Here is a 26,506-nt window from a genome sequence, read left to right as displayed (position 1 = left end):
CCATGAAAACACCCCCACGACTTGCCGACCGGCTGCTCCGGCTGTTCTGCGCCCCTCATCTGCGGGAGGAGGTGCTGGGCGATTTGCACGAACGATACGTGCTGCGAGTGGAGCGGCTGGGTAAGACCCGCGCCCGACGACGCTACTGGCGCGACGTGCTGGCTTATGTACGCCCTGAGTTTATCAAACGAAAGCCCGATCAATTTCCGACTCCAACCAACACGACTATGATCCGTAATTATGTTAAAGTTGCCTTCCGTAATCTGGTCAAAAACAAAGCGTATTCAGCTATCAACATTGGCGGGCTGTCGGTGGGGATGGCCGTTGCGATGCTCATTGGCCTCTGGATCAACGATGAATTGTCGGCCAATAAGCACCACAAACACTACGAAACTCTCTACCAGGTAAAGATGAGTCAAACTTTCGACGGCCACCGGGGTACGCAGGATGCGATACCGTTTCCGCTGGGTGAGGAGTTGAAAACCAAATACCAGGATTTTAAGGCGGTGGCCATGTATGATCGGGGAGAAGGCCAGCATTCGTTGGTTGTCAGCAATCAGAAATTCCTTAAACACGGGGTTTTTATTGGTGAAGACGCCGTTGATATGTTTTCGCTGACTGTCTTAGATGGCGACAAAGCTCCCCTGAAGGAACCCTACTCAATTGTTCTTTCCGACGAAACCGCTCATACTCTGTTTGGTAGCCAGAATCCCATTGGCAAGGTCGTAAAACTGGACAATTCGGTCGACTTGAAGGTAACGGCTGTCGTTGCTAAACAACCCACAAATGCTACGTTGCAGTTTGATTATCTGCTTCCCTGGCAGTTGCAGGAAAAGATCTATAACTGGATTGGGAAATACCACAAAACAAATTGGGGAAATAACTCCTGGGGCGTTTTTGTACAGCTCAAAGACGGCATCGATCCGGCACAAACCAACGCAAAAATAAAAGATGTGGTATTGGCCCATTTGTCGAATGACCCCAACGTAAGAAAGCTTGTAAAACCGGCGTTGTTCCTGCACCCAATGGCTAAATGGCGGCTGTATTCGGAGTTCGCTGAAGGAGAAAACACAGGCGGTTTTATTAGATACGTCCGATTGTTTGGTGTTTTCGGCTTGTTCATTCTGATCATTGCCTGCATCAATTTTATGAATCTGAGCACCGCTCGTTCAGAAAAACGCGCCAAAGAAGTGGGTGTGCGGAAAGCGGTTGGTTCGGGCCGTAAGCAGCTGATTGGCCAATTTTTGAGTGAATCGACCCTAATTGCCATTCTGGCGCTGGTGCTGGCTTTGGGTATTGTCCTGATTTCACTGCCAGCATTCAATACGCTTACGGAGAAAACGATGGCGATCGAATTTGGCAATCCCATCTTTTGGGCGGTTGTTGTTGTTTTTACCTTGTTCACCGGCTTACTGGCAGGCAGCTACCCTGCTCTTTATTTGTCGTCGTTCAATCCCGTCAAGATTTTGAAAGGGGGCATTCATATCGGCAAAAGCGCGTCATTACCTCGAAAAACCCTGGTGGTTGTTCAGTTTACGTTTTCCGTTGCGCTAATGATTGGCACGGTCATCATTTATGAACAGATACAGTACGGTAAAAACCGACCGGCTGGCTTTACCAACAAAGGTCTTCTTTCGGTACCCGCTTCCAGCAATTTAATGACTCATTTTGAAGCGCTTCGGGCCGAATTGCTGGCTACGGGTGCGGTCTCGTCTATTTGTCAAACCAATTCGCCACCGACCGAAATCTGGAGCAGTAATACTGGCTGGGAGTGGAAAGGATCAACCCCCGAAGACAAGTCGGCTATTTTTACAACCATTACCACCAATTATGATTACATCAAAACAATGGGTATTACGCTTAAAGAAGGGCGTGATTTCTCACGGGAGTTTGCGACCGATTCATCGGGTGTGATTCTCAATGAATCAGCCGTAAAACGCATGGGCCTTAAGCATCCTTTGGGCGAGAGACTGCGATGGGCTGAAAAAGACCGAACCGTTGTTGGGGTAGTTCCCGATCTCGTTATGGAATCGCCTTATCAGGCTATCCGGCCCTTAACAATTGTCTTTGAAAACTGGACAAGCTACCTGGATGTACGGATCAACCCCGCGATTGCACCCGCCGTAGCTATTCAGAAAATGACGCCTATTTTCGATAAATACAATCCTGGTTTCCCATTCGACTACAAGTTTGCCGACACTGAATACGAGAAGAAATTCAACTACGAAGAATTCATTGGCAATCTATCGGCTATTGTCTGCGTACTCGCCATTTTCATCTCCTGCCTGGGTCTGTTTGGACTAGCTTCGTTCATGGCAGAGCAACGTACCAAGGAAATTGGTATCCGTAAAGTGCTGGGAGCCAGTATTGCCAACGTATGGGGGTTACTTTCCCGAGACTTTATTCAACTAGTCATCATTGCGGCCGTTGTTGCGTCGCCAATTGCCTGGTATGCCATGCAAAAGTGGCTCGACGAGTATACGTACCGAATAAACATTGGCATCAGTGTCTTTCTTATCGTACTGGTGGCTGCTTTGCTGATCACGCTGGTGACGATCAGCTACCAGGCCATTAAAGCTGCTCTGATGAACCCGGTAAAATCGCTACGTAGTGAATGATGAATTAGGAATGATGAGTGATGAATTCCCGTCTAGTTTATCATTTATCATTCCTACTTCCTCATTCTTAATTCCTCCTTCGTATGTCTCCTCCTCGCCTGGCTGACCGCTTCCTGACCTGGTTCTGCGCCCCTCATCTGCGGGAGGAGGTGCTGGGCGATTTACACGAACGCTACGTATTACGCGTACAGCAGTTGGGAGAAACCCGTGCCCGACGGCGCTACTGGCGAGATGTGCTGGCCTACATGCGACCTGAATTTATCCAACGAAAACCGCAGCCATATCCTACTCCAACAAATACGACCATGATACGTAATCACCTTAAAATTGCTTTCCGAAATCTGATTGCCGGAAAAAGCTTTTCGGTCATCAACATGGCTGGACTGTCTGTCGGCATGGCTGGAGCCGCCCTGATTCTGTTGTGGCTTCAGAATGAATTGAGCTTCGACCGATTTCATACGCACAAAGACCGAATTTATCAGGTGTATGGTCTTGCCAGCGCGGTCGATGGTCAATCAGTGGCTATTTCAGCAACCTCACAGCCACTTGGGCCAGCCCTGAAAAAAGACTATCCCGAGGTCGAACAAGCAACGCGGGTAAAGGAGGTCGACAACTTCTTAATCCGTGTTGGCGACAACCGTTTTACTGGTCTTCAGGGGGCGTTTGTTGATCCGGCTTTTCTTGACATATTCAGTTTTCCTCTGCTGGAAGGTACTAAAAACGAGCAACTGAGCAGTGTTTCGTCGATAGTCATTACCGAGAAACTGGCCCGGAAATTATTCGGGAGCGAGCAGGCACTTCACAAAACCATTCAGCTGGATTCGGCCGACAATTTCGTTGTTACGGGTGTTTTAAAAGACCTGCCGTCGAACACCCAGTTTACGTTTGAGTATTTGCTGCCCTGGGATTACCTGAAAAAACCAGGATCGGGTTGGCAAAATGAAAGCTGGCTTAGCAACAACACCGCAACCTACATTCTCCTGAAACCGAACGCCAACGTAGCGGCCTTTAATGACAAGATCAGGGATATGACCCAGCGGTACGCGGGCCGACAGGATGTGTGGACACACTTTATTTATCCCATGAGCCAGTGGCATTTGTATAGCCGCTTCGAGAATGGTCAACCTGTTGGAGGACGTATTGAAACCGTCCAAATTTTCGGCCTCATTGCGGCTTTTATTCTGCTGATTGCCTGTATCAATTTTATGAATCTGAGTACGGCACGTAGTGAGAAACGGGCCAAAGAAATTGGGATTCGGAAAGTGGCCGGAGCGGGTAAAGGGTTACTGATTGGGCAGTTTATCACCGAAGCCTTTTTAATGACCTGTTTCGCTGGTGCTCTGGCCTTACTGATCGTGCAGCTTGTTCTTCCGGCCTTCAATACGTTGATTGATACCCAACTTGCCATTCCTTATCAGCGCTATACGTTCTGGCTTTACGCGCTGGCCTTCATGGCGTTCACCAGCTTGTTAGCCGGGAGTTATCCTGCCTTTTATCTGGCTTCCTTCCAGCCCATCGGCATATTCAGCAAGCGTTTCAAACGAACGCAACTCGGTATATCGCCCCGAAAAATACTGGTGGTATTACAATTCACGTTTGCCATCATTCTGGGCACGGCAACCATCATTGTTCGCGACCAGATCATCTACGCGCAGGAACGCGATAAAGGCTATGCCGACAATAATCTGATTCAGGTAAATTTCAGTGGCGATATCGAGAAAAATTATGGGTCAATAAAACAGGAACTGCTCAACGCGGGCATTGCAACATCCATAACCAAAACCCTGACCGGGCTGACCAACGGCGGATGGCATACGTGGGGACTACGGTGGCCTAACGAAGCTCCAAAAGACACCAATACGACCATTACACTCTTTAGCTCTGATGCCGATTTAGTAAAAACGGCGGGTATGAAACTCCTCGCCGGACGCGATATCGATATCTACAACTATCCAGCGGATAGCTTCTCGGTTGTGTTGAACGAAACGGCCGTGAAATTGATGGGCTTCCAAAATCCCATCGGGCAAACCATTACAAATCGGAGCAAGAATCAGCATTGGCGGGTGGTGGGCGTCGTGAAAGATTATATTGCCGGATCACCGTATGAGCAAATTCCGCCCATTGTGATTCAGGGGCCAGGTTCGAGTTTCAATACGATGCATATCAAATTTAACCCAAACCGCTCCACAGCCGATAATCTGGCTCAAGCCGAACAGATTTTTCAGAAATACAATCCAACGTACCCGTTCGACTTCCGGTTCCTGGACGAAGAGTTCGCGCAAAAGTTCGATAATGAACAACGTACCAAAACACTGGCCGGTCTGTTTGCCGCTCTAGCCATCTTCATTTCCTGCCTGGGGCTATTCGGTCTGACCTCGTTCACGGTGGAGCAGGCTCGTAAAGAAATTGGCATTCGGAAAGTACTGGGTGCATCGGCCGCCAACGTAGTAGCCTTGCTGTCGAAAGATTTCCTGAAGCTGGTGCTGTTCGCGTTTCTTATTGCCATTCCCATTACGTGGTATAGCATGCATCAGTGGCTTGAGGCTTTTACGTATCGCATCGGGATTTCGTGGTGGATTTTTGCCACGGCGGGCTTACTGGCCATGCTGATTGCCTTTCTGACGGTGAGTTTACAAACCGTTAAGGCCGCTTTAGTCAATCCGGTCAAATCACTACGTAGTGAATGATGAAGTAGGAATGATCAATGATGAATTCCTGTCTAGCTCATCATTGATCATTCATAATTCATCATTCCTACTTCCTCATTCTTAATTCCTCCTTCGTATGTCTCCTCCTCGCCTGGCTGACCGCTTCCTGAACTGGTTCTGCGCCCCTCATCTGCGGGAGGAGGTGTTGGGCGATTTGCACGAACGCTACGCCCTGCGAGTGGAGCAGTTGGGAGAAGCCCGCGCCCGACGACGCTACTGGTGGGATGTAGTGGCCTACGTACGACCTGAGTTTATTAAGCGACAACCTGATCTGTTTCCTTCTCCAACCAACACGACGATGCTTTTCAATTACCTCAAAGTCGCCTATCGAAACCTGATAAACAACAAAGTATTTTCAGCTATAAACGTTACAGGCCTTGCGCTGGGAATCGCCTGTTCGATCATGCTATTTCTGTTCGTTTTAGACGAATTGAATTACGACACGTTTACAACAAAGGCTAATCAAACGTATCGCCTATATGTGCATAGTCTTATAAATGGTAAAGAGTCAAACAGTTCGAAAACGGCTGCCCAGGCGGGGAACGTATTGGTTCGCCATTTTCCTGAAGTGCTGACCAGTACACGTATTGGTTATTTTGGCGATCACGATTTACGCTATGGCGATAAAGTATTCAGAGAAACTAAAATTTACACGGCCGACTCGACTTATTTCGACGTATTCTCGCTTCCGTTCCTCTATGGCAATCCGGCTACTGCACTTAAAAATCCGAACACTATCGTTTTGACCGAAACGATGGCCAGAAAGTACTTCGACGATCAAAATCCGGTGGGCCAATCATTTATTGTCGATGGCAAGCAATCCTATAAGATTACGGGCGTTATGAAAGACTTTCCGGATAAATCGCACTTTCGATGCGATTTTCTGCTGTCGATGTCGACCTACCCAGAAGTCAATCAACAAAATTGGCTGGAGGCCAATTACTCGACCTATGTTGTCCTGAAAGATGGTATCGCTCCCGACCGTATTGAGCAAAAAATGAAACGGTTGATTCTCGAATACATTGGTCCACAAGTACAGAAAGCGTTGGGCGTTCCTATTGAGTCGTTTCTGGCAAAAGGTAATGCTTATGAATACCGCTTGCAGCCCTTATCGTCAATATATTTGCACTCGAAGCGGCAGTATGCTATCGACCCGAATTCCGAATGGTCGGGTGTTCGTATAGGCGATAGCGCTTACCTCTATATTTTTCTGGCAGTAGCTTTCTTTATGCTACTTATAGCGGTCATTAATTTTATCAATTTATCAACTGCCCGCTCCGAAAGTCGAGCTAAAGAAGTAGGTATTCGCAAAACCATTGGTTCGAACCGTGCCAAACTGATTGGGCAATTTATAACCGAATCCGTTTTGCTAACTGGCCTGGCGGTTTTGATTGCCCTATTGATTGTTACGTTACTATTGCCAGGTTTCAACGAAATAGCCGGGCGACATCTGCAACTGGCTCTCTTCTCAAACGCGTACCGTATTCCAGCCTTATTTGCTTTTATCCTTTTGGTTGGCATGCTTGCCGGGAGCTACCCTGCTTTTTTTCTATCATCTTTTCAGCCAATTGACGTACTAAAATCGGGGGTAAAAAAGCGAAAATCGTCGTTACGTAGCTTTCTGGTTGTTACTCAGTTTTCGATCGCTATTGTGCTTATACTGGGTATGATCATTATCCGAAGCCAGTTACAGTATATACAGCAAAAAAATCTTGGTTTTACTAAAGAGCATATTCTGTCAATTGACAATGCCGCTGTTCTGGGGAATAAATTAGGAGCCTTTAAAGCCGAACTACTCCAAAATTCGGCGGTACTGGCTGCCAGTAATACATCACAACTGTTTACGACCGGTATTCCTGGAAGTGCTTATTTGTTTGGCAACCACTCGGGGACTGACCCTATTTCATTTCAGTTTCTGGATGTAGATCAGGATTTTGTTGAAACATTTGGCGTTCAACTGACATCAGGGCGTTTTTTCGAAAAAGGCCGTATTGCCGACAGCACAGCCGTTGTTATCAACGAAGCCGCACTTAAAGAATGCAAAACGAAAAATGTCTTAAATCTGGAGCTCACCAAAGTTGATGTAGAAGACATTCCTAAGACCTACAAAATCGTTGGCGTTGTTAAAGACTTCAATTATGAGTCGCTCCATCGGGGCGTCCGGCCTCTCTTATTTCACCTTAGACCCGTTCAGCAGGCCAGTAGCATTCTACACATTCGCATACGGCCCAATGCTACCCAAAAGGCAATTGACCATATTGAGAGTACCTGGCGTAAGTTTGAAAAAGCCGAGCAATGTCAGTATTCATTTCTGGACGAATCGTTGGGTCGTTTGTATGACGAAGAGCAGAAAACAAGCCTTATCGCTACGATCTTTTCCTTTCTGTCCATTTTGATTGCTTGTATGGGGCTATTCGGGCTGGCTATTTTCGTAACAGAACAGCGAACCAAAGAAATTGGCATCCGCAAAGTATTAGGAGCCAGCATTTCGGAAATCTTGTTTCTGCTATCAAAACAATTTATTACCTGGGTCATGATTGCTATGCTGATTGCATCGCCCATTGCCTGGTATGCCATGAATCAATGGTTGCAGAATTTTGCGTATCGCACCGACATATCGTGGTGGATGTTTGTCGGAGCGGGTACGTTGGCTATTGGTGTAGCGCTATGTACAGTAAGTTTCCATAGTATCAAAGCCGCCCTGATGAATCCGGTCAAATCGCTACGTAGTGAATGATGAATTAAGAATGATGAGTGATGAATTTCATTCTGATTTATCCCTTATCATTCCTACTTCCTCATTCTTAATTCCTCCTTCGTATGTCTCCTCCTCGCCTGGCCGACCGCTTCCTGACTTGGTTCTGTGCCCCTCATCTGCGGGAGGAAGTGCTGGGCGATTTGCACGAACGCTATGTATTACGCGTACAGCAGTTGGGCGAGGCTCGCGCCCGACGGCGCTACTGGCGCGACGTGCTGGCCTATGTACATCCTGAATTTATTCGACGAAAACCGTCACAGTTTCCTTCTCCAACCACGACGACTATGCTACGTAATTATCTTAAAATCGCTTTTCGAACCCTTGCCAAGCATAAAGGGTATTCAGCAATCAATATAGTTGGGCTTTCAGTGGGAATGGCGGTGGCTCTGTTGATTGGCCTTTGGTTATGGGATGAACTGTCTTTTGACCAGTATCACACCCATTATAACCGCATTGCTCAGGTCAAACAACACCTGGTAAACAATGGAGAAGTGCAGACCTGGAATACCACTCCCTATCCCTTAGCCGAAGAGCTTCGTCAGCATTATGGAAGCGATTTTAAGCATGTCGTGCTGGGCCGGGAGGAGGGCGACCATATTTTGAGTGTTGGCAACGAAAAATTCACGCAGCGAGGGATGTATTTCGAGCCGCAGATAACCGACATGCTATCGTTAAAAATGGTGAAAGGGAGTCGAAACGGGCTGAAGGAGCCAGGGTCGATTCTGCTGGCGGAGTCAGTGGCAAAGGCTTTTTTCGGGGATGCCGATCCGATTAACAAACTCATGAAGATCGATAATCGGATGGCCGTTAAGGTAACGGGAGTTTATGAAGACTTGCCTCGCAATACTACGTTCCACGAAATTACGTTCATGGCTCCCTGGAGTCTGTATTACAACAACACCGAATGGGTCAGAAATACGCCTGATCCCTGGCGTCCTAACGCGTTTGTGATTTTTGCACAGCTCAATGAATCGGCTGATTTCGAAACCGTTTCGGCTAAGATCAAAGACGCCAAACTCAACCGGATCAGCAGCGAGTTAGCCAGAAAAAAGCCCGCTATTTTTCTGCATCCGATGAGCCAGTGGCACTTGTATTCTGAATTTAAGAACGGGGTCAATGTGGGTGGTAAAATTCAATACGTCTGGCTGTTTGGCATTATCGGCGGTTTTGTCTTACTCCTGGCCTGCATTAATTTCATGAATTTAAGTACGGCCCGTTCAGAAAAACGCGCCAAAGAAGTAGGTATTCGCAAAGCCGTTGGTTCGGTGCGGACGCAGTTGATATACCAGTTCTTTTTAGAGTCATTGCTGGTGGTATTTTTCTCGCTTATACTTGCCTTGTTCTGGGTGCAGTTGCTACTTCCGGCCTTCAATCATGTCGCCGACAAAGAGGTACGCGTTCTTTGGTCGAACCCGATATTCTGGTCTGCCTGCTTAGGATTCAGCTTGTTGACGGGGTTAGTCGCAGGGAGTTATCCGGCCTTTTATTTGTCGTCTTTTCAACCGGTCAAGATTCTGAAAGGCGCTCGACTTCAGGCTGGGCGTTGGGCAACGGTTCCCCGGAAAATGCTGGTTGTGGTGCAGTTTACCGTTTCGGTCACCTTAATTGTCGGGACAATTATTGTTTTCCGGCAGATTCAGTTTGCCCAAAATCGGCCAATAGGTTATGATACCAATGGGCTGGTTGTTGTACCAACGATTTCGGCCGATGTTCACAACCATGTTGATGCGGTGAAGCGCGAATTGCTACAAACCGGTACTGTTTTGAATGTAGCTGAAGCCGCTACGCCACCTACTGAAGTGTGGAACAGCAGCAGTGCATTTGACTGGAAAGATAAAGACCCGACTCTGTCGGTCGATTTTCCTGTTGTCGGTGCATCGTATGATTATGGGAAAACCATTGGCTGGAAACTGGCAGAGGGCCGTGATTTTTCGAGGGATTTTCTGACGGATTCGAGTGCGGTCATTCTCAACGAAGCCGCCGTAAAATTCATGGGATTGCGTAACCCGGTAGGCGAAACTATTCGCTGGTATGACCAGCCTTATAAAGTAATTGGTGTGGTCAATGACGTAGTGATCAATTCACCGTATGAGCAGGTGAAACCTACTATTTTTCATCTGTCAACGGAGCCTGGCTCAACCATTCTTCTGAAGCTTAATCCGCATTCCAGTGCCGGTGATGCCCTGGAACGTATCGAAACGGTTTTCAAGAAATTTAACCCGTCGCAACCGTTTGACTATACATTTGTCGACGAGGAGTTTGCCCGGAAATTCGGTAACGAGCAACGCATTGGTACGTTGGCCAGCTTCTTTGCCGTTCTGGCTATTTTTATCAGCTGCCTGGGATTATTCGGTTTGGCATCCTTCATTGCTGAACAGCGCACGAAAGAAATTGGCGTCCGGAAAGTGCTCGGTGCATCCGTTACTAGTTTATGGCGTTTGCTATCAGTCGACTTCATTGTACTGGTCATTATCTCGTGCGTCATCGCCACTCCCGTTGCCTACTATTTCCTCGAGGAATGGTTGCAGAAATTCACGTATCACACCTCCATTTCGTGGTGGGTTTTTGCCGCATCGAGCCTCGGAGCTTTGGCTATTACGTTGCTGACGGTCAGTTTTCAGGCGATCAAGGCCGCCCTGATGAATCCCGTCAAATCGCTACGTAGTGAATAGTATAGGCTAGAAGACGCGGGTGTGCAGAGGAAAGTAAATCCCTGCAAACCCGCGTTTTGTTACGTAGTCTCAAGTGTTGGATTCAATCAACGACAATTACCGATTTGCCAATTATTTTCCCCTGGCTGGCTTCTTGGTAGGCATCTCTGACGTTGGTGAGCGGGTACGTTTTATCCAGTACGATTTGTAAGCCATCGTCGGCAAGGCGAGTTAAAGTAGCCAGTCCGTCAGTCGTCGGTTTTAGAATCAGTATTTTATGTTTCTTGCCGGAAAACAGATTGTTAATAAATGAGGAAACGAGGGCCAGAGGGGAAGGAAGCGTACTGACAAAGACAGCTCTGGGTTTCATCAGTTTCCTGGCATCGGTGAATGAAAGCTTCGTCGATAGATCAATCACGGCGTCGAAACGTTGAGCGATACGCCTGATATCCTGTTTCGTGTAATCGATAACGGTATCGGCCCCCCATTTGGCGGCCTCGGCAACGCCTTTGGGGCCAACAACGGCTGTTACGCTGGCTCCCCGTTTTTGGGCTATATGTACGGCAAATACGCCAACACCTCCGGTAGCGCCATTGATCAATACGTCCTGGTTAGGGCCGACGGTGGCCAACTGATCAATAATCTGCAGGGCCGACAGGCCAGTTACAGGTAAGGCGGCTGCCTGCTCAAACGAACAATTGACAGGCTTTAGAGCAACATCAGTTTCTTTGACGGCAATATAATCGGCTAGTGCTCCGCCTTTGAATACGTCCAGTAAGCCAATGACGGCATCGCCTGGCTTAAAGCGGGTAACGGCGCTACCGGTTTGTTCGACAATCCCCGAGAAATCAATGCCGACTGATTTGGGGAATGTAGAGCCTGACATCAATTTCATTTCTCCACCATATACTTTCCAGTCCAGGGGATTTATGGAAACCGCTTTTACCCGGATCAGTAGTTGATTTTTATCAAAACTGGGAGTTGCCTGCTCGGTTAATTCCAGCACGTTTGCATCGCCAAACTGCTTATAAATGACCTTTCTCATGTTGGTTTCTTTTCTGTGTGTTTACGAATGACAGAACAAAGGTCAGGCTTCTGAATTAGGAGAAATAGCGCAAAAAGCCGGAAAAATAGTCGTATCCGACAGGCTGGATTGCATCAGAAAGCCATTGGCCAGCTTTTTTTGTTTGTCTGATACGTAGCACCGTAAACGGTATGATTTGGGTTGTCTGATTGGACTGATTTATAGCCGAATCGGACTGTTTTCTGGCCGGGAGTCTTGCGAGATTTGTGTCGTCATTTAATCAAGCATCATGGAAAATCACAAACAACCGTTAACTATTGGCCCAGAGGAAGGAAAAAGCGTTTCTGTGGGTGGTGGCACTTACCGAATCCTAATTGGTGGCAAAGAAACCGGCGGAGCTTACGCTACAATCGATATGTTGATCCCCCCCGGTAGTGGGCCGGGTCCACACGCTCATGCAGCTATTGAGGAATCCTTCTACGTAATTGATGGCGAAATTGAGGTTAGATCCGAGTTTGGCCATTACGTAGCAACCAAAGGGTCATTCATTTCCATTCCTAAGGGGGGCGTCGTGCACGCCTTTAGAAATAATACCCAACAGATGGCTCATGTACTATGTACCGTAGTACCGGCCGGTCTGGAAACATTGTTCGAGGAAATAGGCCAACCCGTGGCAGCAGGTGAGTTTCTGCCTCCACCACAGCTCGATGAGGCCACCATAAAAAAGCTACAGGCCATCGCCGAAAAGCACGGTCAGCAAGTATTCCCTCCCAATTATCTGGATTAACCAGCGCTACGAATACGAGTATCGCTTCGGATTCAGGCCATAATGTTTTTCAAATAATCGGCTGAAGTGGCTCAGGTTGGAAAAGCCCAGCTCATAACCTACCTCGCCAACAGAATGCTTGCCTTGTTTCAGTAGGAAAGCGGCTTCCTCCATTCGGGCTTGCTGGTAATAGGTGTAGATGGTAGAGCCAAACGTTTGCTTGAAAAGCTGTTTCAGTTTGGTTTCGCTCATGGCTGCAATCTGGGCGAGGTCGCGGATTACCGGCGGCACACTCAGGTCACTAATAATCAAACTACGTATTTGCAAGAGTTTTTCGGCGTCGGCGCTGTTAATCGTTTGGTGAGCAGTGCTTTCCCGTAACGATAATTTGTGGAAAACCAGATAAAGCAACTCCTGCACCTTGATCTGCACGTAGAAGTTGCTCAGGCGATCCGTCATGTCTACGGCGGCTATGTTTTTGAGCAGCAGCTTGGCCTCGGCGGTCATTTGTTCGAAGAAAAGAAAGGAGTTACCGCTACCGGTTATTGTTTGTAGTATCGAATTAGGTTCGTCGACGGCTAATAATTCCTGCAGACGGAGCGGTTTTATAGCCACCACTACGTAGTGAATCGTCTGATGGGCCGGAAAACGGATGGTTGAGCTGAGATCATTGGACGTAACCTGGATCGCTGATTCATCGCGCTGAGAAAACAATACCTGAGGCTTATCGTTGTAGGCGATTTCAAGAGCCTGCTCATTGCTGTAAAAAAAAATGGTGATCAGGTCATTTCCCTGGCCGGACGTATTACGTTTAATGATAAGATCTTCTTTGAGTAGGTAGCGGTGTATGGTGATCTTGAAGTCTGGCCCGAATGCTAACCGGCGAATAGAGCCTTGGCCTAGATAATCCGGTATCACCAGCAGGCCATTCTGAACGGTTGCCTGTATGTGACGGGCAAAGTAAGTCATGAAGTCAAAATCGGGCGTAGCAGAAAAACTAAATATCATGCCGATAAGCTTGTGTACGGTACTGAAGGCTTGCTGATTAGTGCGGTTCTATTGCTGGATACTCAAAACAGAACGTTGACGGGTCAGGCAATAGAACCAGGTAAATTTGCCAATAAAATCACAAAATCATGCCTTTATGGCGCTATTTTTGGCGCTCTATAATGTTGAGGATGATTTCACAATACGTATGACCAATTACAAACCCGTTTACCGGGAAAGCGATCATGAATTGGTAGGGTTTGTGGGTAAGCTGCCGACAGATCAATGGCAGACATTTACGGTATTTAACTATCCATTACAGGAATACGCGACTGAGCAGCAGGCCATATCGGCATTGCGCGCTACTGGCCTACAAATTCTGGCCGAGAAATGGAGCTTTTTTGACCCGGAGCTGACGGATTGGTATAGTTGCGTGATTGTTGAGGCTAGTCCCGAAAAAATTCGGTATAAAATTGTGGATTGGGGACATCCAAATCTGGAACAGGAAGGTGTTATCCAAAAGCCGGTTCCAGAGAATTTTAGATTGCAGTAAGGTCTTCGTTCACTACGTTATTATTCACGTCGGATGGCTTCAACGGGGTCGAGTCGGGCGGCACGCATAGCGGGATACGTACCGAAAACAACGCCGATGATCATGGCAATCACCATGATGATAATAAAGGTATTCCAGGTGTAGGCCGCCTGAAACGGTACGTCGGCAACGGCTTTAATAATCGGGATAAAGATCAGCGTTAGTAACAATCCCAGGCCGAGCCCAAGTAAGCTGCCGAATGTTGAAATGGTGATGGATTCCGACAGAAACTGCCACAGTATGTCGCGCTTTTTGGCACCTAGCGCCTTGCGGACGCCAATTTCGACGGTACGTTCGGTTACGGAAATAAGCAGTACGTTCATAACGCCAATGCCGCCAACCAATACCGAAATGCCCACAATAGCGCCCATCACCAGGCGGAAAAGCAAAAATCCTTTGGCGACCTGACTGACCCGCTGCTCGTTGGTGAAAACGATAAAGTCGTCGAGTTTATGGGGCATGTTCGCTTTCATCCAGTTTTCGATCTGCGTTTTCAGCCCCTGAACGGCTTCTACGTTCGTGGCTTCTACCATTGCCAAAGGGGGAGCGGCTTTGAGCGTACTATCCGAAAAGAGCGTAATGGGAACAAACGCCTGACCCGTTTTGGCATCGCCATCGGCCATAATACCTACCACCGTCAATACCTTCTCTTTATACAAAATCTGCTGACCAAGAGCCGATTTTTCGGGCTTCCTGCCGACCAATTGTTTGGCAAGCCGCTGATTGATCAACGTTACGTATCGTTTGTTAGCAAGGTCGTTATCAGTAAATGCCGAACCCGAAACAACCCTCATATCACGCTGAAGCGGTAAGCCTATGCCTTTTATAATTGTCCCCATTTTTTGATGGGTCGACTGGACAGTTATTTCGTCGGGTTGTCGCCATTCAATGGAAGTCTGTGCCGGTTTGGTGAGCGACGATCGCATTTTCTGAAAGGACTGATAATCAAAATAGTTGTAGTCTTTCTTCATGATGCGCACTTCGTTCACCAGTTTGTACGGGTTCGACTGAATCAGAATCGCATTCAGGGAGGTTGTCTTAGCTATTTGCTCATTTGCATACTGTTCCATACCGTCAATCAGCGACAGAATGGCCACCAAAGCTGCTACGCCAATAACGATGCCAAGGATAGACAGAACCGTATGAAAAAAACGAGTCCTGATATTTTGCAGGGCCGTGCTAAACGAAAACAGGATGTTTTTGAGCATGCGCGTAAGGAAGGGTTTGAAGGCTGGTACAAAGTAGCCGTTTGAATGGAACGAATACAAAATCTATTTGACGAACGGAGCACTAATTGACGTAATGCCATCAGCTTCATGCAACGTTGATAGGTGTTTCTGCATCTTTAGGTTGTTGCGTACTTCTCCGGACCCGTTCAGTATCCTGTGTTCACTACCATACAGCTATGTTCAGAAACTACATTAAGATAGCCTGGCGTAATATTGCCAAGAGCAAAACCTTTTCGTTTATCAATGTGCTGGGGCTCGCTCTGGGCATGACCAGTAGTCTGCTTATTCTGCTTTGGGTGCAGGACGAACGTAGCATCAATCAGTTTCATGAGAAAGGTTCGCGGATTTATCAGGTGCTGGAAAATCAGCAGTGGACAGGCAACGACATCAGCACAACAACAGCCACGCCGGGACCATTGGCAACGGCGTTGAAAGCCGAAATTCCCGAGATTGAGCGAACCGTAAAAATGACCTGGGAGGAAGAGAAACTGCTGGCCGTTGGCGATAAGTCCTATAAAGAAAAAGGTCGTTACGCTTCGGTCGATTTGTTCCAGATTTTTTCGTTCCCGCTGGTGCATGGTAAACCCGAAACGGCACTTGCCAGCCCGAACGCTATTGTTTTATCCGAAAAGGCAGCGAAGAAATTTTTTGGCAAGACGGACGTTGTCGGTCGTTCGATTCGGGTTGATAATCAGGAAGATCACCAGATAACTGCCGTTGTGAAAGACGTGCCGGAAACATCATCGCTGCAATTCGACTACGTATTGCCCGAAGAACCCTTCGAAAAAAAGAACGACTGGCTAGCCAAGTGGGATAATAATGGCATCAGAACGTTTGTACTGCTGGCTGAAAATGCGGATGTAAACGCCGTTAACGCGAAGATTCTACACTTCATTCGGAAGCACAACAAAGATGTGACTACCACCACTACGTTCTTGTTTCCGTACCAAGACTACTACCTGCATTCAAAATTTACCAATGGTAAGCCCGACGGTGGACGTATTGAATACGTACGGCTGTTTACGATTGTCGCTATTTTTCTGATGGTGATTGCGTGCATCAATTTTATGAATCTGGCCACCGCCCGTTCGGCCAAACGAGCCAAGGAAGTCGGTATCCGGAAAGTAGTGGGCGCCGAGCGTTCGTATCTGGTTGGGCAGTTTGTGGGCGAAGCTATATTGATGGCGCTGATGTCGATTGTTATTGCCGTTGTGCTGACACAGCTATTGTTACCGGCCTTCAATACGTTGACCGAAAAACATATCGCGATTCAATACGGAAATCCAGTCTACTGGCTCACGCTGCTGGGGCTGGCGCTGCTGACTGGCGTAGTGGCGGGTAGTTATCCGGCCTTGTTCCTGTCGTCGCTGCAACCCGTTAAGGTGCTGAAAGGGTCGTTACGTTTCAAAGCCGGTGCGGTTTTCCTGCGGCAAGGGCTCGTTGTGTTTCAGTTTGCGCTGTCGTTGCTGTTGATTATCGGTACGTTGATTGCGGGCCGTCAGGTCGATTTCATACGTACCAAAAATTTGGGTCTTGACCGGGAAAATGTCGTGTATATGTCGCTGGAAGGCGATTTGCCTAAACGGTTCGAATCGTTCCGCGAGGAGTTATTACGGTCGCCGGGTATTCAGAGTGTATCGTCGTCGGGCAACGACCCGATGGCTATTGGTAATTCAACCATTGGCGTTGAATGGAAAGGAAAAGCGGAGAACGACAAAACGTTGTTTACACAGATGCCCGTGAGCTACGACTTTCTGAAGACCATGAAAATCAAGCTGCTCAATGGTCGTGAGTTCTCAAAAAGCATCGTAACCGATAGCACCAATTATATTGTCAATGAAGAAGCCGCCCGCCGGATGGGTATGAAACAGCCCGTCGGGCAGGATCTGAAGTTCTGGGGTAAACCGGGAAAAATTGTAGGCTTAATTAAAAATTTCCATCTTAACTCACTACGTGTTGCTATCGAACCACTGATTCTGCGGCTGGATTCAACGAATTATACCCTGTTGGTACGTACCTATCCGGGGCAGACCGAGCGGGCGCTGAAAAGCATGGAGCGACTATCCAGGCAATTCAATCCGGCTTACCCGTTTGCGTACCGATTTGCCGACGAGAGTTTCCGTGAGCAGTATAAGAGCGAAACGCTGGTGGGTAAACTGGCCAATTATTTTGCCGTGATCGCCATTTTTATTGCCTGCCTGGGCTTATTTGGGCTGGCTATGTTTACGGCTGAGCAACGCACGAAAGAAATTGGCGTTCGGAAGGTGCTGGGCGCTTCGGTACCGAGTATCGTTGCGTTGTTATCCAAAGACTTTTTAAAACTCGTTTTGATTGCCATCGGTATTGCGTCGCCATTGGCCTGGTGGGCTATGTACAACTGGCTGTCTGATTTCGCCTACCGGGTCGATATTGAGTGGTGGGTGTTTGTGCTGGCAGGGTTGGTGGCTGTTGCTATTGCCCAGCTAACAGTAAGTTTTCAGAGTATCAAAGCGGCTTTGATGGACCCCGTCAAAAGCTTGCGTAGTGAATAGTGTGAGGTTGTCTTCGACAGCATCTTGCCGTCGGGGACAACCGGTTACCTAACAACTATAAGACGAAGCCCGGCCAACTCATTGGCCGGGCTTTTAGATTACAGTCGATACGTAAGCGAAATTAAGCCAGTCGAGTAGGTCGTCGAGTCAATGAGTGTTAAGTTGACGCGGTCTTTTAAGTGATGGAACAGCGGTTTTCCAGCGCCCAGAATTACCGGATGAACGGCCAGAAACAGCTCATCGACCAACCCTTCGTTAATGAACAACGTAGTGAGTTCGGCTCCACCGTATAACCAGAAATCGCTACCGGATTGGTTTTTCAGTTCCATAACGCTTGCTTTCCAGTTGTCGCTGATCAGTTCTGCATTGTCGCCAACATGGGTGAGCGTCGTTGAGAATACGTATTTTTTGAATTGAGGAAACGAGTAGTCGCTGGCTGCTTCGTTCTGATTGTTGAGCAGGTCGTAGCTTTTTCGGCCGATAAAAATGGCGTCGATACGTTCCAGGAAGGCATTCATCCCATAATCCTGATCGGTAAAACACCAGTCGTACTCACCATTTGGCCCTTCAATGTAGCCATCCAGACTAACGGCCAAACATAAGATTACCTTTCGCATACGTTTTGTTGTTCGTGGTTGTTCGGCAAAATTGCGTTGTTTTTATCCGGCTGGATTGTACAAATCGGACATGACGTAAGGAATTCGGTCAATTAAGCGGCTGATCCAGAAAGGCTACTCTTTCGGCTGCTGGAAATCATATGAATTAGCAGCCCCGCAACCCCTATTCCTGCATATACGGTTAACAGAAGGAGTGGCCACGAACCAACCGATAAGCCCTTCTCGTTTTCAGTACCCAGGAACAACGACAGCCCGGACAGCCCTAATCCGCCACCGAAAAAATAAGCGGTGGTTGCCACACCCGAGGCCAGCCCATGATTAGCTTCGGGGATTTGCTGAAACGATAGAACCGTTAGACCTGAGTAGGCCAGTGCGATCCCAAGTCCATTGGCACAGGCCATGGCCAGCAGTAAAGGCAGAAAGTTATCGGGTGCCAGTTGGGTGTGGTAAAGCAACAAAAGGCCACTAATGGTTAGGCAGGCCATCCCCATAAGTGCGATCTGCGAAACGGTGAAGCGTTTAATGAGTGCCGGGATAAATAGCTTGCCGGTAATGGCTGATAAAATACTGAACGGAAACAGGAGCAGACCTGCCTGCGAGGCACTCAGCTGCCGGTCTGTTTGCAGGATCAACGAAATCAGAAAGAGAAAGCCGGTAAACGAAGCGCCCAGACAGACAAAAACACGGATGGCAGGTAGCGCTGGCTTCAGCACTTCGATATTGATGAGCGGGTCGGACTCTCTGGCGTTACGTTGCAAAAACAGGAAAATGCCGCCCAGTTCGGCCAGGCTGAGCAAACTCAACAGCGGCCATTCTGTACGCCAGTTGCCTAGCTCATGGACCAGATACGACAGCGTAATAATCAGAGCCGTGAGCAATAGACCCAGACTGATATTGGGTAGGGGCTCCATGCGAGGCTTATCGTCTGGTATATACCGATACGCTACCACCAGGGTTAGCAGAATAACGGGCACATTGATGAAAAATACCCACTGCCACCCGAACTGGCTGGCGATCAGGCCGCCAACTGAAAGGCCGCTTCCTGAGCCGATAGCCGCAAAAGAGCTGACAATTCCAATGGCCCGGCTACGGGCAGCCGTCTCCGTAAACGTATTTGTCACGATAGACAAGGCCGATGGCATCAATAAGGCTGCGGCAATCCCCTGCATGCCACGGAAAATAAGTAGCGAACTAAACGAAGGAGCCAGACCAGCACCTAACGAACAGAATAGGAATAGGATGGAGGCTACCAGAAAGACCCGTTTGCGCCCCACTATATCGGTGAGTCGGCCACCTAAGATCAAAAGGCCTCCGTATAACAGGACGTACAGTGTTTGTAGCCATTGTACCTGATTCGTTGTCAGATCAAATGCCTGTTGAATCAAGGGCATTGTCAGATTGATAATGGCTATATCGAGCGCTTCAAAAAAAACACTGACGGAAGCAATAATCAGAATGAGCTGTTGACGAGACACGCGTAGAAATGATGTTTTGTTTGTGCAAAGCACTTATTTTTAGAACGTAATAACAAGAAAATGCACTAGTTTGGAACAGAGTTGAGAATACAGTTTTATTTGTAGAACAAGTATCCGTAAAGGGTTATAATTCGATGGCAGAAATAGAACAACGTATTGGGGGAGTGCCTACGCTGGACGAAAAAGATTATGACATTCTACGTCTGTTGCAACGTAATGCTAAATTGACTGTGCGCGACATCGCTCAGCGAGTTCATTTAAGTCCGACCCCGACTCACGAACGGATCAAACGACTGGAGCAGACGGGGGTTATTAAACAGTATGCGGCCCTGCTCGACAATCGTAAGCTAAACCGCAAGCTGATGGTCCTTTGTCTGGTATCGCTTAAAGAACACGACAAACAAACGGCACATGAATTTGTCCGTGGTATTGTTGCGTTTAAAGAAGTCGTGGAGTGCTTTAATATTGCCGGTGAGTACGATTTCATGCTCAAGATTATTACCGAGAACATGGAGACGTATCACGACTTTTTTATCAATTACTTGGGCGAAGTTAAGGGAATCGGGAAGGCGCAGAGCGTTTTCGTCATGGACATTATCAAAGATACCCACGAGCTAATCCCTTAATGGACCTATTAGTAAGGTCGTCCAGACAATAAATTCAGGCCATATGGCTCTTTAACGGCATAATTCTTGAGAATGGCGGCCAGTATTAAAAAGTGGCCGCCATTTGAAAAATATTCAGGGACGTTGACCGGTCGTTTTCAACAGGCCAGCGTGTTGATCACGCTGGCGCATCGGCTTTTCAATAACCCCTACCAGTGTACCGTCCAGGTTGCCAGCTACATCGTATTCAACTTCGTAGATGTGACGTTTTGAGCAAAATCGGTTTCCTCCCATTGGCATAACCTGTACAAGTTGGCCATTAACAACGATTGAAATAGGATATTTTCTAGGACGGGGCATACATTAATCAATACGCTATACACTATATATAGAGTATCTGTTAAGCGCTGCTTCGTACTCTCCTTTTTCGGAAATTCGCCAAAAAATACTATAGATTCCTTGGTGAACTATACTTTACAAGCACAAATTGTAAGGGTTAGGCGCAGCAGCAGACTGGCTTAAAAGGATAGCTACGGCATGTATTTTGCTTCTTTGTTAACTAATTAGTCAGTTTATTGACCTTCTGCGCCATGGAATCAACCAATTACAAAGCCCTTCAAAAGAAAGGAGAATCTGTCTATGAGTATCGACATCGTTTACTGCAGTTTGCCATTGAATATCGCATCAATAAGAGTAGTAACTTCAGACTGGTTGCTGACCAGATAGTAGCACAAAACATGGTTAGACAGTTTACGCTCTTTATTCCTCCGCCAATACCTTGGGATGAACGGGTAAACTGGTAATCGGAGAAACAGAGTCTCTGTTTGTCTCTTGACGGAATGCGCAAATAAAAATCCCCTGACAGAAAATCTGTCAGGGGAAAAGAACCAGAGGAAGGGAGTTCTATTTGTAAATAGGCAGTGCTTCGAACGTAGCAGGAACTGGTTTGGGTGTGCTGGGATTCGAGTTTATTTCATTCTGTGGATAAATAAATCGCCAGGGAAGTTGGGTTCCGTTGTTGGGCGATAGTTTGATGCCAACAGCTTCGCTACGTGTCCGGCGTTCGTCGTTCCAGCCCAGATGCTGCCCATAAAAAGAGACGTAACGTTCCTGAAGAATTTCCCGCAAAAGTGCATTGCTGGCCGTAATACCATCTGGGTTTTCAATGCCGCCAGCCGCAAAATCGGCTTCTACGTAGGGCTCATATTTGTAGTTGCCAGCGGTCAGGTAAGCGGCATTGATTGTACCGCCTGTGTTCAGAAAACTCCGATACGTATTGAGGTGGCCGAGAGCCGTTGAAAATCCTTTTCCTGAACGGATCGCCATTTCGGCCAGCGTCAGAATATTCTCCTGATACGTAATGAGCGGAAAGCTGGCAGTCTGTGCAAAAAAGCCCGTAGTGCCGGTTGTGTTTGGCTCTACTTTACCCGGACTATTAACGCCGTTTTCCAGGTAATAGAATCGGAAGCGAGCCGTTTCAACCGTTTTTGAATTGCCTCTGTATCGCGCACTCGTAGGATTCAATAGGCCGACATTATACGCATTAACGGCATTGATGTCGCCACTGCGCGTAACCGCCAGGAAGGAATAGTACGAGTTCTGGTTTACGCTGGCGATGTTGCCGTGTGGCGCATACAGCGAATTGGCAAACGTACTAATGCCACTCTGCGCAGCGGTATAGGCCGCATCATACTGTTTGGTGTCGGTCAAAAGCCTGGCTTTCAGGGTGTAGGCAACCTGCGTCCATTTCGTCGCATCACCACCAAAATGAATATCTTCCGTCGTAACGGTACCAACGCCCGACTGAAGATCGGCAATCGCTTCGTCGAGCGAAGCCAATAATTTGGTATATACAGTAGGTTGCGATTCAAACGCTGGGTTCGGGTATTGTGCAATGTTACCGGCCTGATCGAATGGAATGTCGCCCCACAGCTGGGTTCCGGTGGCGAGCGCATTGGCCCGCAGAATCTTGGCAATGGCAGCCATCTTCCGGTTTCCGAGCGCCGACGCCTGATTGATGGTTAACAGGGCGTTAGCATTGGTTGCTGTAAACACCAGATTCCAGTCGCCGTCGTAAATACCAGCCGATACGTTGTAATTGGCATAATCCAGCCACTGGCGGTCGGCACCGGATGCATATCCGCTCCAGATGGTGGTTAATCGGCTGGCCATGCCTTCCTGCGTGGCCATATTGGCCAGTTCAGTGCCCGTAAGTAATAAACTGGCCGTCGAGTTGGTTGGGTTATTGGGATCGACGTTCAGGTTCTCGACGATGGAGGAGCAAGCGAAAAACTGGAGTCCGAACACAGCCGCAAAAATCGATGTATATACGCGTTTCATGATGGATGCTTCGTCGTAAGAATTAATAATTGATTTTGACACTGAACAGCAGCGATTTGGTGTTCGGGCTGTTGAAGTAATCCTGGCCCCGTGAGTTGCTGGCTCCATTCAGGGCTGTTTCCGGATCAACACCGACCATTTTCGTCCATAGGATTGGGTTACGGCCCGTAACCGTCAGATCAATTGACTGTAGTTTGGTTTTCTGGCGGAATTTGGGTGAGCTGATCGAATAGCCAACCGATACCTCGCGCAGACGAGTCCAGCTGGCATCCGTGATGAACTGCTCCACCAGCGTACTGAATCCCCCACCAATTGACGTGTAATAGCGCTCATCGAGTAGCACCGGACCGGCGCCAAAGTCATGAATATTACCACGAACTGTACTCCCGGCAGGGACAATCGTACCGCCGTATCGTTTTAAATCCTGGGTCAGCGTTACTTCATTACCTACGTCAGCGTGGGTTCCGAAATTGTAGAGTACCCCTCTTGTGCCGTTATAGAAATCGCCCCCCTGGAAGGTTTCAAACAAGATGTTCAGCGATAGTTTTTTGTAGGATAAGTTCGTACCGAAACCACCCCGATAGTCAGGATTGGGGTCGCCGATTACGCCAAACTGCGATGCCACCTGTGGAAACCCATTTGCATCCAGTTGGAGGGCGCCTGATTCGGTGCGCAAATAGGTGCCACCATACAGAGAAGACATGGCATAGCCTACTTTTGCAACGGTGCTGGCTGTTGTGCTGAAGCCGCCCAACGTAATGATATCGGTTCCGGCCAGATTCGTTACGCGGTTGATGTTACGGCTCAGGTTGCCAAATACGTTCCAGTTGAAGGCGCTTTTGCTCAGGATGTTATAGTTCAGGTCGAGTTCCCAGCCTTTGTTAGTCATCGAACCGGCATTGGTATATTTCGACGTGAAACCCGTTGACCCGGCTGCTGCCACATCGAGCAACAGATCCTTGATTTCATTCTGATAATAGGTGAATCCCGCGGTCAGGCGATTATTGAAAAAGCGAAGGTCGGTTCCCAGTTCCCATTCCGTTTTTCGTTCGGGGCGTAGAAACGGATCGCCCTGGCGACTGCTACGTACATAAGCGCCATTGCCATAGCCCGAACCACTTAATGGATTGGCCCAACTGCTGAACGAAGCTGTTACGTAGGTTGTCGCGTTACGATACGCGTCTGGCTGTACGCCTACAACGCCGTAGGAAGCCCGCAGTTTACCGAAAGAAAGAATACTGTTATCACGTAACGCGCCTAGCTGGGTAAACTGCCAGGCAATATCGGCTGAAGGGTAATAAAAGGTCGATTTGGTCTGGCTACCGAACGTTGACCCCGATTCGCCCGCTACGGATGCATTCACAAAAAGCTGATTGTAAAAGCCAACGTTCAGGGTTGAGTACATACGCGCCATCCGGCGGTGCGTTGTCGTGCGGTATGGGGCATCGTTCGATGTCAGCGAGTTGCCAAAGTTGGCCGGAGCGTCCGGGATAATGAACGTATTCATCGTTCCGCCCAGATTGAGATATTTGCGATCGTTGATGTTAAAACCCGCAATCAGCGTAGTGGTGATATTCTTCCCGAAATCTTTGAATACGCGGCCAATAATATCGCCGTTCATTTCCGATTCTTTGTAGATATTCTCCTCAAAAGACCCCAAACCACTGTTAACGGCTGAGTTGACCGGGTAATTCGTGATTCGGTGGTCGGTGTTCGCGTCGATACCTGCCCGCGCCGTTATATCGAACCATTTAGAGGGTGTAATCAGCACTTCGGAGCTAAGAATAAAGCGATCCACTTCCGAAAAGTTGGTCAATTCGCGAATAGCCCACAGCGGATCGTTATAGATCGGGTTAGACAGGGCACCTAGGTAGTTCCGGTACGAACGCTGGCGGTTCGGAATGGCGCTGGCCGTTGGCGAAGCAAAATAGTTTCCTTTATAATCGCGGCTGTCGAAGTCGGGCGATGTACGTAAGTAGCCGATATACAGACCGTTTACGCTGTTACTACGCTGAATTCGATTCGACGTAGTGCGGGCATACGTAGCGTTTGTGCTGGCTTTGATGATGTCGTTGAACCGACGTTCGGAGTTGAAGCGGATAGTGGTTCGGTTGTAATCACTCTGGCCGTTGATAATACCTTTCTGACGAAGGTCGCCCACGCTCAGATAGAAATTTCCTTTTTCGTTACCACCGCTGATGGCCAGGTTGTTATCGATGTACGTACCGGTGCGAAATACGATGTCTTCCCGAATCTTGTTATAGGTCTCCTGTGAGTTTTTGGTAATGATCGGATAGTATATTTTGCCCGTATAGGACTCAAAACGGGCACCATTCATATTGAGAACATCCTCGCCACCGGCCCGGTTGGCAATTTTGTCGCCCCAGGAGTTTTGGCTGGTTGGACTATACACACCGCCTGCCCCCTGGCCGTAGTTACTCTGTAGCGGGTGGAGCAAATTGGGCCGGTCGAACGATACTGTAGAGCTATATGAAATGTTGACTTTATCACTATTGGCTCCTTTTTTGGTCGTAATGACAATGACACCGTTGGCCGCCCGCGATCCCCACAGAGCGGCTGCTGAAGCTCCTTTGAGAATCTGCATCGAAGCAATATCGTCGGGATTGATATCGTTCAGGCGCGACTGCTGCGTTACGCCCGCAGCCCCATCGCCCAGGGTTGAGTTACTGATTGGAATACCATCCACAATAACCAGTGGTTGGGTCGAGCCTGTGATCGTATTCTGGCCCCGAATCTGAATGTAGGAGCCCGAACCTGGGTCGCCAGCCGATTTGCTGATCTGTACGCCAGCGGCTTTTCCCGACATACCATTAATGACACCCGTTTCGCCCGAGCGAACAATGTCTTTGGCTTCAATCTTGGAAGCTGTTGAGCCGAGTTTATCGGCGTTTTCTTTGAATCCTAACGCGCTGACAATGACCTCGTCCAGCGACGTAGCGTCATGTTGCAGTTTAACGGATATAGAGGTTTGATTGCCAATAGGAACCTCCGTGCTTTTCATGCCGATGAAGGAAAAAATCAACGTGCCGTTTTTGGCCTGATTTTCAGGTACTGAAATAGAATAGGCTCCTTCCACATTCGTGGCTACGCCGATAATTGTCCCTTTAACAACAACGTTGACGCCAGGGGTTGGCGAATTATCATCTCCCGAGGTAACAATCCCTTTGATGACCCGATTTTGAGCCATCAACTGGACTGGTACATACAGGGAGAAAAACAGCATTACTAGTAAACTTCTGTTTCGCATCTCACTACGTATTAGGTTGGTTTTAAAAAGGATAATTGATTACAGGCTGATAAGCATGAACGAAATCAGCGGCTTGCAAGCACAAATACCTGCCAGCAGGGAGTATGAAAATTGATTGAGTATTAGTACTTAATAACTATAGCTTGATACAGGAAATTTAACTGAATCTGTTTGAGCGTACGGAATAGCTTGTATAGATGTGAATGATATTAATCCAAATATAATGCTGAAAAATATCTAAAGTCAATATATAATGCTACAAAAATATTAAAATTAGAATATTATTATATTAAAAGTTATAATATTTAAAATATAATTCTAGTGGTAGTCTTAGCCG

General features: G+C 47.8%; 17 protein-coding genes. 9 read left to right on the top strand and 8 right to left on the bottom strand.

What is annotated here, in order from left to right:
- Positions 1 to 2: 2 nt before the first annotated feature.
- The 4 genes from GK108_RS22275 to GK108_RS22260 all read left to right on the top strand — a co-directional run bounded on the left by GK108_RS22275 (position 3) and on the right by GK108_RS22260 (position 10,756).
- The gene (locus GK108_RS22275; RefSeq protein WP_163953289.1) at positions 3 to 2,618 is read left to right on the top strand and encodes an ABC transporter permease; all 2,616 of its coding nucleotides are present in this window, start codon (positions 3 to 5) and stop codon (positions 2,616 to 2,618) included.
- 83 nt (positions 2,619 to 2,701) lie between these two features.
- On the top strand, positions 2,702 to 5,305 hold the full coding sequence (locus GK108_RS22270) for an ABC transporter permease (RefSeq protein WP_246225076.1): 2,604 nt from the start codon (positions 2,702 to 2,704) through the stop codon (positions 5,303 to 5,305).
- 97 nt (positions 5,306 to 5,402) lie between these two features.
- Positions 5,403 to 8,063, top strand: a complete 2,661-nt coding sequence (locus GK108_RS22265) for an ABC transporter permease (protein WP_163953287.1) — start codon at positions 5,403 to 5,405, stop codon at positions 8,061 to 8,063.
- 83 nt (positions 8,064 to 8,146) lie between these two features.
- Positions 8,147 to 10,756 (top strand): ABC transporter permease, encoded by a 2,610-nt coding sequence (locus GK108_RS22260; protein ID WP_170305413.1) that lies wholly within the window; start codon positions 8,147 to 8,149, stop codon positions 10,754 to 10,756.
- An 82-nt stretch (positions 10,757 to 10,838) separates the two neighbouring features.
- On the opposite strand, the gene GK108_RS22255 is transcribed toward GK108_RS22260, so the two are convergent.
- Positions 10,839 to 11,780 carry an NAD(P)-dependent alcohol dehydrogenase gene (locus GK108_RS22255; protein ID WP_163953285.1) on the bottom strand — a complete coding sequence of 314 codons (942 nt, stop codon included), beginning with the start codon at positions 11,778 to 11,780 and terminating at the stop codon, positions 10,839 to 10,841.
- A gap of 268 nt (positions 11,781 to 12,048) precedes the next feature.
- On the opposite strand from GK108_RS22255, the gene GK108_RS22250 reads away from it, so the two are divergent.
- Positions 12,049 to 12,546 (top strand): cupin domain-containing protein, encoded by a 498-nt coding sequence (locus GK108_RS22250; protein ID WP_163953282.1) that lies wholly within the window; start codon positions 12,049 to 12,051, stop codon positions 12,544 to 12,546.
- 6 nt (positions 12,547 to 12,552) lie between these two features.
- Here GK108_RS22250 and GK108_RS22245 read toward each other — a convergent pair whose 3' ends face one another.
- Entirely contained in the window at positions 12,553 to 13,533 is a 981-nt protein-coding gene (locus GK108_RS22245; protein WP_163953280.1) for a helix-turn-helix transcriptional regulator, read from the bottom strand.
- A 136-nt stretch (positions 13,534 to 13,669) separates the two neighbouring features.
- On the opposite strand from GK108_RS22245, the gene GK108_RS22240 reads away from it, so the two are divergent.
- A complete protein-coding gene (locus GK108_RS22240) occupies positions 13,670 to 14,065 on the top strand; it encodes a hypothetical protein (protein ID WP_163953278.1) in 396 nt (131 codons plus the stop codon).
- Positions 14,066 to 14,085: 20 nt separating this feature from the next.
- Here GK108_RS22240 and GK108_RS22235 read toward each other — a convergent pair whose 3' ends face one another.
- Complete coding sequence (locus GK108_RS22235; RefSeq protein WP_163953276.1) at positions 14,086 to 15,312, bottom strand: ABC transporter permease; 1,227 nt, start codon at positions 15,310 to 15,312, stop codon at positions 14,086 to 14,088.
- A 197-nt stretch (positions 15,313 to 15,509) separates the two neighbouring features.
- On the opposite strand from GK108_RS22235, the gene GK108_RS22230 reads away from it, so the two are divergent.
- The gene (locus GK108_RS22230; RefSeq protein WP_163953274.1) at positions 15,510 to 17,864 is read left to right on the top strand and encodes an ABC transporter permease; all 2,355 of its coding nucleotides are present in this window, start codon (positions 15,510 to 15,512) and stop codon (positions 17,862 to 17,864) included.
- Between the two features lie 98 nt (positions 17,865 to 17,962).
- On the opposite strand, the gene GK108_RS22225 is transcribed toward GK108_RS22230, so the two are convergent.
- Both GK108_RS22225 and GK108_RS22220 read right to left on the bottom strand, forming a co-directional pair.
- On the bottom strand, positions 17,963 to 18,481 hold the full coding sequence (locus GK108_RS22225; RefSeq protein WP_163953272.1) for a dihydrofolate reductase family protein: 519 nt from the start codon (positions 18,479 to 18,481) through the stop codon (positions 17,963 to 17,965).
- 92 nt (positions 18,482 to 18,573) lie between these two features.
- Positions 18,574 to 19,956: an MFS transporter gene (locus tag GK108_RS22220; protein ID WP_163953270.1), complete on the bottom strand. Its 1,383-nt coding sequence runs from the start codon at positions 19,954 to 19,956 to the stop codon at positions 18,574 to 18,576.
- A 134-nt stretch (positions 19,957 to 20,090) separates the two neighbouring features.
- On the opposite strand from GK108_RS22220, the gene GK108_RS22215 reads away from it, so the two are divergent.
- Positions 20,091 to 20,582 carry an Lrp/AsnC family transcriptional regulator gene (locus tag GK108_RS22215; RefSeq protein WP_163953268.1) on the top strand — a complete coding sequence of 164 codons (492 nt, stop codon included), beginning with the start codon at positions 20,091 to 20,093 and terminating at the stop codon, positions 20,580 to 20,582.
- Between the two features lie 114 nt (positions 20,583 to 20,696).
- Here GK108_RS22215 and GK108_RS22210 read toward each other — a convergent pair whose 3' ends face one another.
- A complete protein-coding gene (locus GK108_RS22210; RefSeq protein ID WP_163953266.1) occupies positions 20,697 to 20,921 on the bottom strand; it encodes a hypothetical protein in 225 nt (74 codons plus the stop codon).
- 230 nt (positions 20,922 to 21,151) lie between these two features.
- On the opposite strand from GK108_RS22210, the gene GK108_RS22205 reads away from it, so the two are divergent.
- A complete protein-coding gene (locus tag GK108_RS22205) occupies positions 21,152 to 21,364 on the top strand; it encodes a hypothetical protein (protein WP_163953264.1) in 213 nt (70 codons plus the stop codon).
- A gap of 100 nt (positions 21,365 to 21,464) precedes the next feature.
- Here GK108_RS22205 and GK108_RS22200 read toward each other — a convergent pair whose 3' ends face one another.
- Together GK108_RS22200 and GK108_RS22195 are read right to left on the bottom strand one after the other, a co-directional pair.
- Positions 21,465 to 22,901, bottom strand: a complete 1,437-nt coding sequence (locus tag GK108_RS22200; protein ID WP_163953262.1) for a SusD/RagB family nutrient-binding outer membrane lipoprotein — start codon at positions 22,899 to 22,901, stop codon at positions 21,465 to 21,467.
- A 22-nt stretch (positions 22,902 to 22,923) separates the two neighbouring features.
- Complete coding sequence (locus GK108_RS22195) at positions 22,924 to 26,169, bottom strand: SusC/RagA family TonB-linked outer membrane protein (RefSeq protein WP_163953260.1); 3,246 nt, start codon at positions 26,167 to 26,169, stop codon at positions 22,924 to 22,926.
- Positions 26,170 to 26,506 lie beyond the last annotated feature (337 nt).

This window comes from Spirosoma terrae, assembly GCF_010435915.1.
GTDB classification, from domain to species: domain Bacteria; phylum Bacteroidota; class Bacteroidia; order Cytophagales; family Spirosomataceae; genus Spirosoma; species Spirosoma terrae.
Note: the sequence above shows the minus strand (reverse complement) of the source record. Positions and strands in the feature narration are given on the sequence as shown.

Excerpts from the sequence above, each read along its gene's own strand:
- GK108_RS22275 (WP_163953289.1), top strand. The coding sequence starts at position 3 with ATGAAAACACCCCCACGACTTGCCGACCGGCTGCTCCGGCTGTTCTGC.
- GK108_RS22270 (WP_246225076.1), top strand. The coding sequence starts at position 2,702 with ATGTCTCCTCCTCGCCTGGCTGACCGCTTCCTGACCTGGTTCTGCGCC.
- GK108_RS22265 (WP_163953287.1), top strand. The coding sequence starts at position 5,403 with ATGTCTCCTCCTCGCCTGGCTGACCGCTTCCTGAACTGGTTCTGCGCC.
- GK108_RS22260 (WP_170305413.1), top strand. The coding sequence starts at position 8,147 with ATGTCTCCTCCTCGCCTGGCCGACCGCTTCCTGACTTGGTTCTGTGCC.
- GK108_RS22255 (WP_163953285.1), bottom strand. The coding sequence starts at position 11,780 with ATGAGAAAGGTCATTTATAAGCAGTTTGGCGATGCAAACGTGCTGGAA.
- GK108_RS22250 (WP_163953282.1), top strand. The coding sequence starts at position 12,049 with ATGGAAAATCACAAACAACCGTTAACTATTGGCCCAGAGGAAGGAAAA.
- GK108_RS22245 (WP_163953280.1), bottom strand. The coding sequence starts at position 13,533 with ATGATATTTAGTTTTTCTGCTACGCCCGATTTTGACTTCATGACTTAC.
- GK108_RS22240 (WP_163953278.1), top strand. The coding sequence starts at position 13,670 with ATGGCGCTATTTTTGGCGCTCTATAATGTTGAGGATGATTTCACAATA.
- GK108_RS22235 (WP_163953276.1), bottom strand. The coding sequence starts at position 15,312 with ATGCTCAAAAACATCCTGTTTTCGTTTAGCACGGCCCTGCAAAATATC.
- GK108_RS22230 (WP_163953274.1), top strand. The coding sequence starts at position 15,510 with ATGTTCAGAAACTACATTAAGATAGCCTGGCGTAATATTGCCAAGAGC.
- GK108_RS22225 (WP_163953272.1), bottom strand. The coding sequence starts at position 18,481 with ATGCGAAAGGTAATCTTATGTTTGGCCGTTAGTCTGGATGGCTACATT.
- GK108_RS22215 (WP_163953268.1), top strand. The coding sequence starts at position 20,091 with ATGGCAGAAATAGAACAACGTATTGGGGGAGTGCCTACGCTGGACGAA.
- GK108_RS22210 (WP_163953266.1), bottom strand. The coding sequence starts at position 20,921 with ATGCCCCGTCCTAGAAAATATCCTATTTCAATCGTTGTTAATGGCCAA.
- GK108_RS22205 (WP_163953264.1), top strand. The coding sequence starts at position 21,152 with ATGGAATCAACCAATTACAAAGCCCTTCAAAAGAAAGGAGAATCTGTC.
- GK108_RS22200 (WP_163953262.1), bottom strand. The coding sequence starts at position 22,901 with ATGAAACGCGTATATACATCGATTTTTGCGGCTGTGTTCGGACTCCAG.
- GK108_RS22195 (WP_163953260.1), bottom strand. The coding sequence starts at position 26,169 with ATGCGAAACAGAAGTTTACTAGTAATGCTGTTTTTCTCCCTGTATGTA.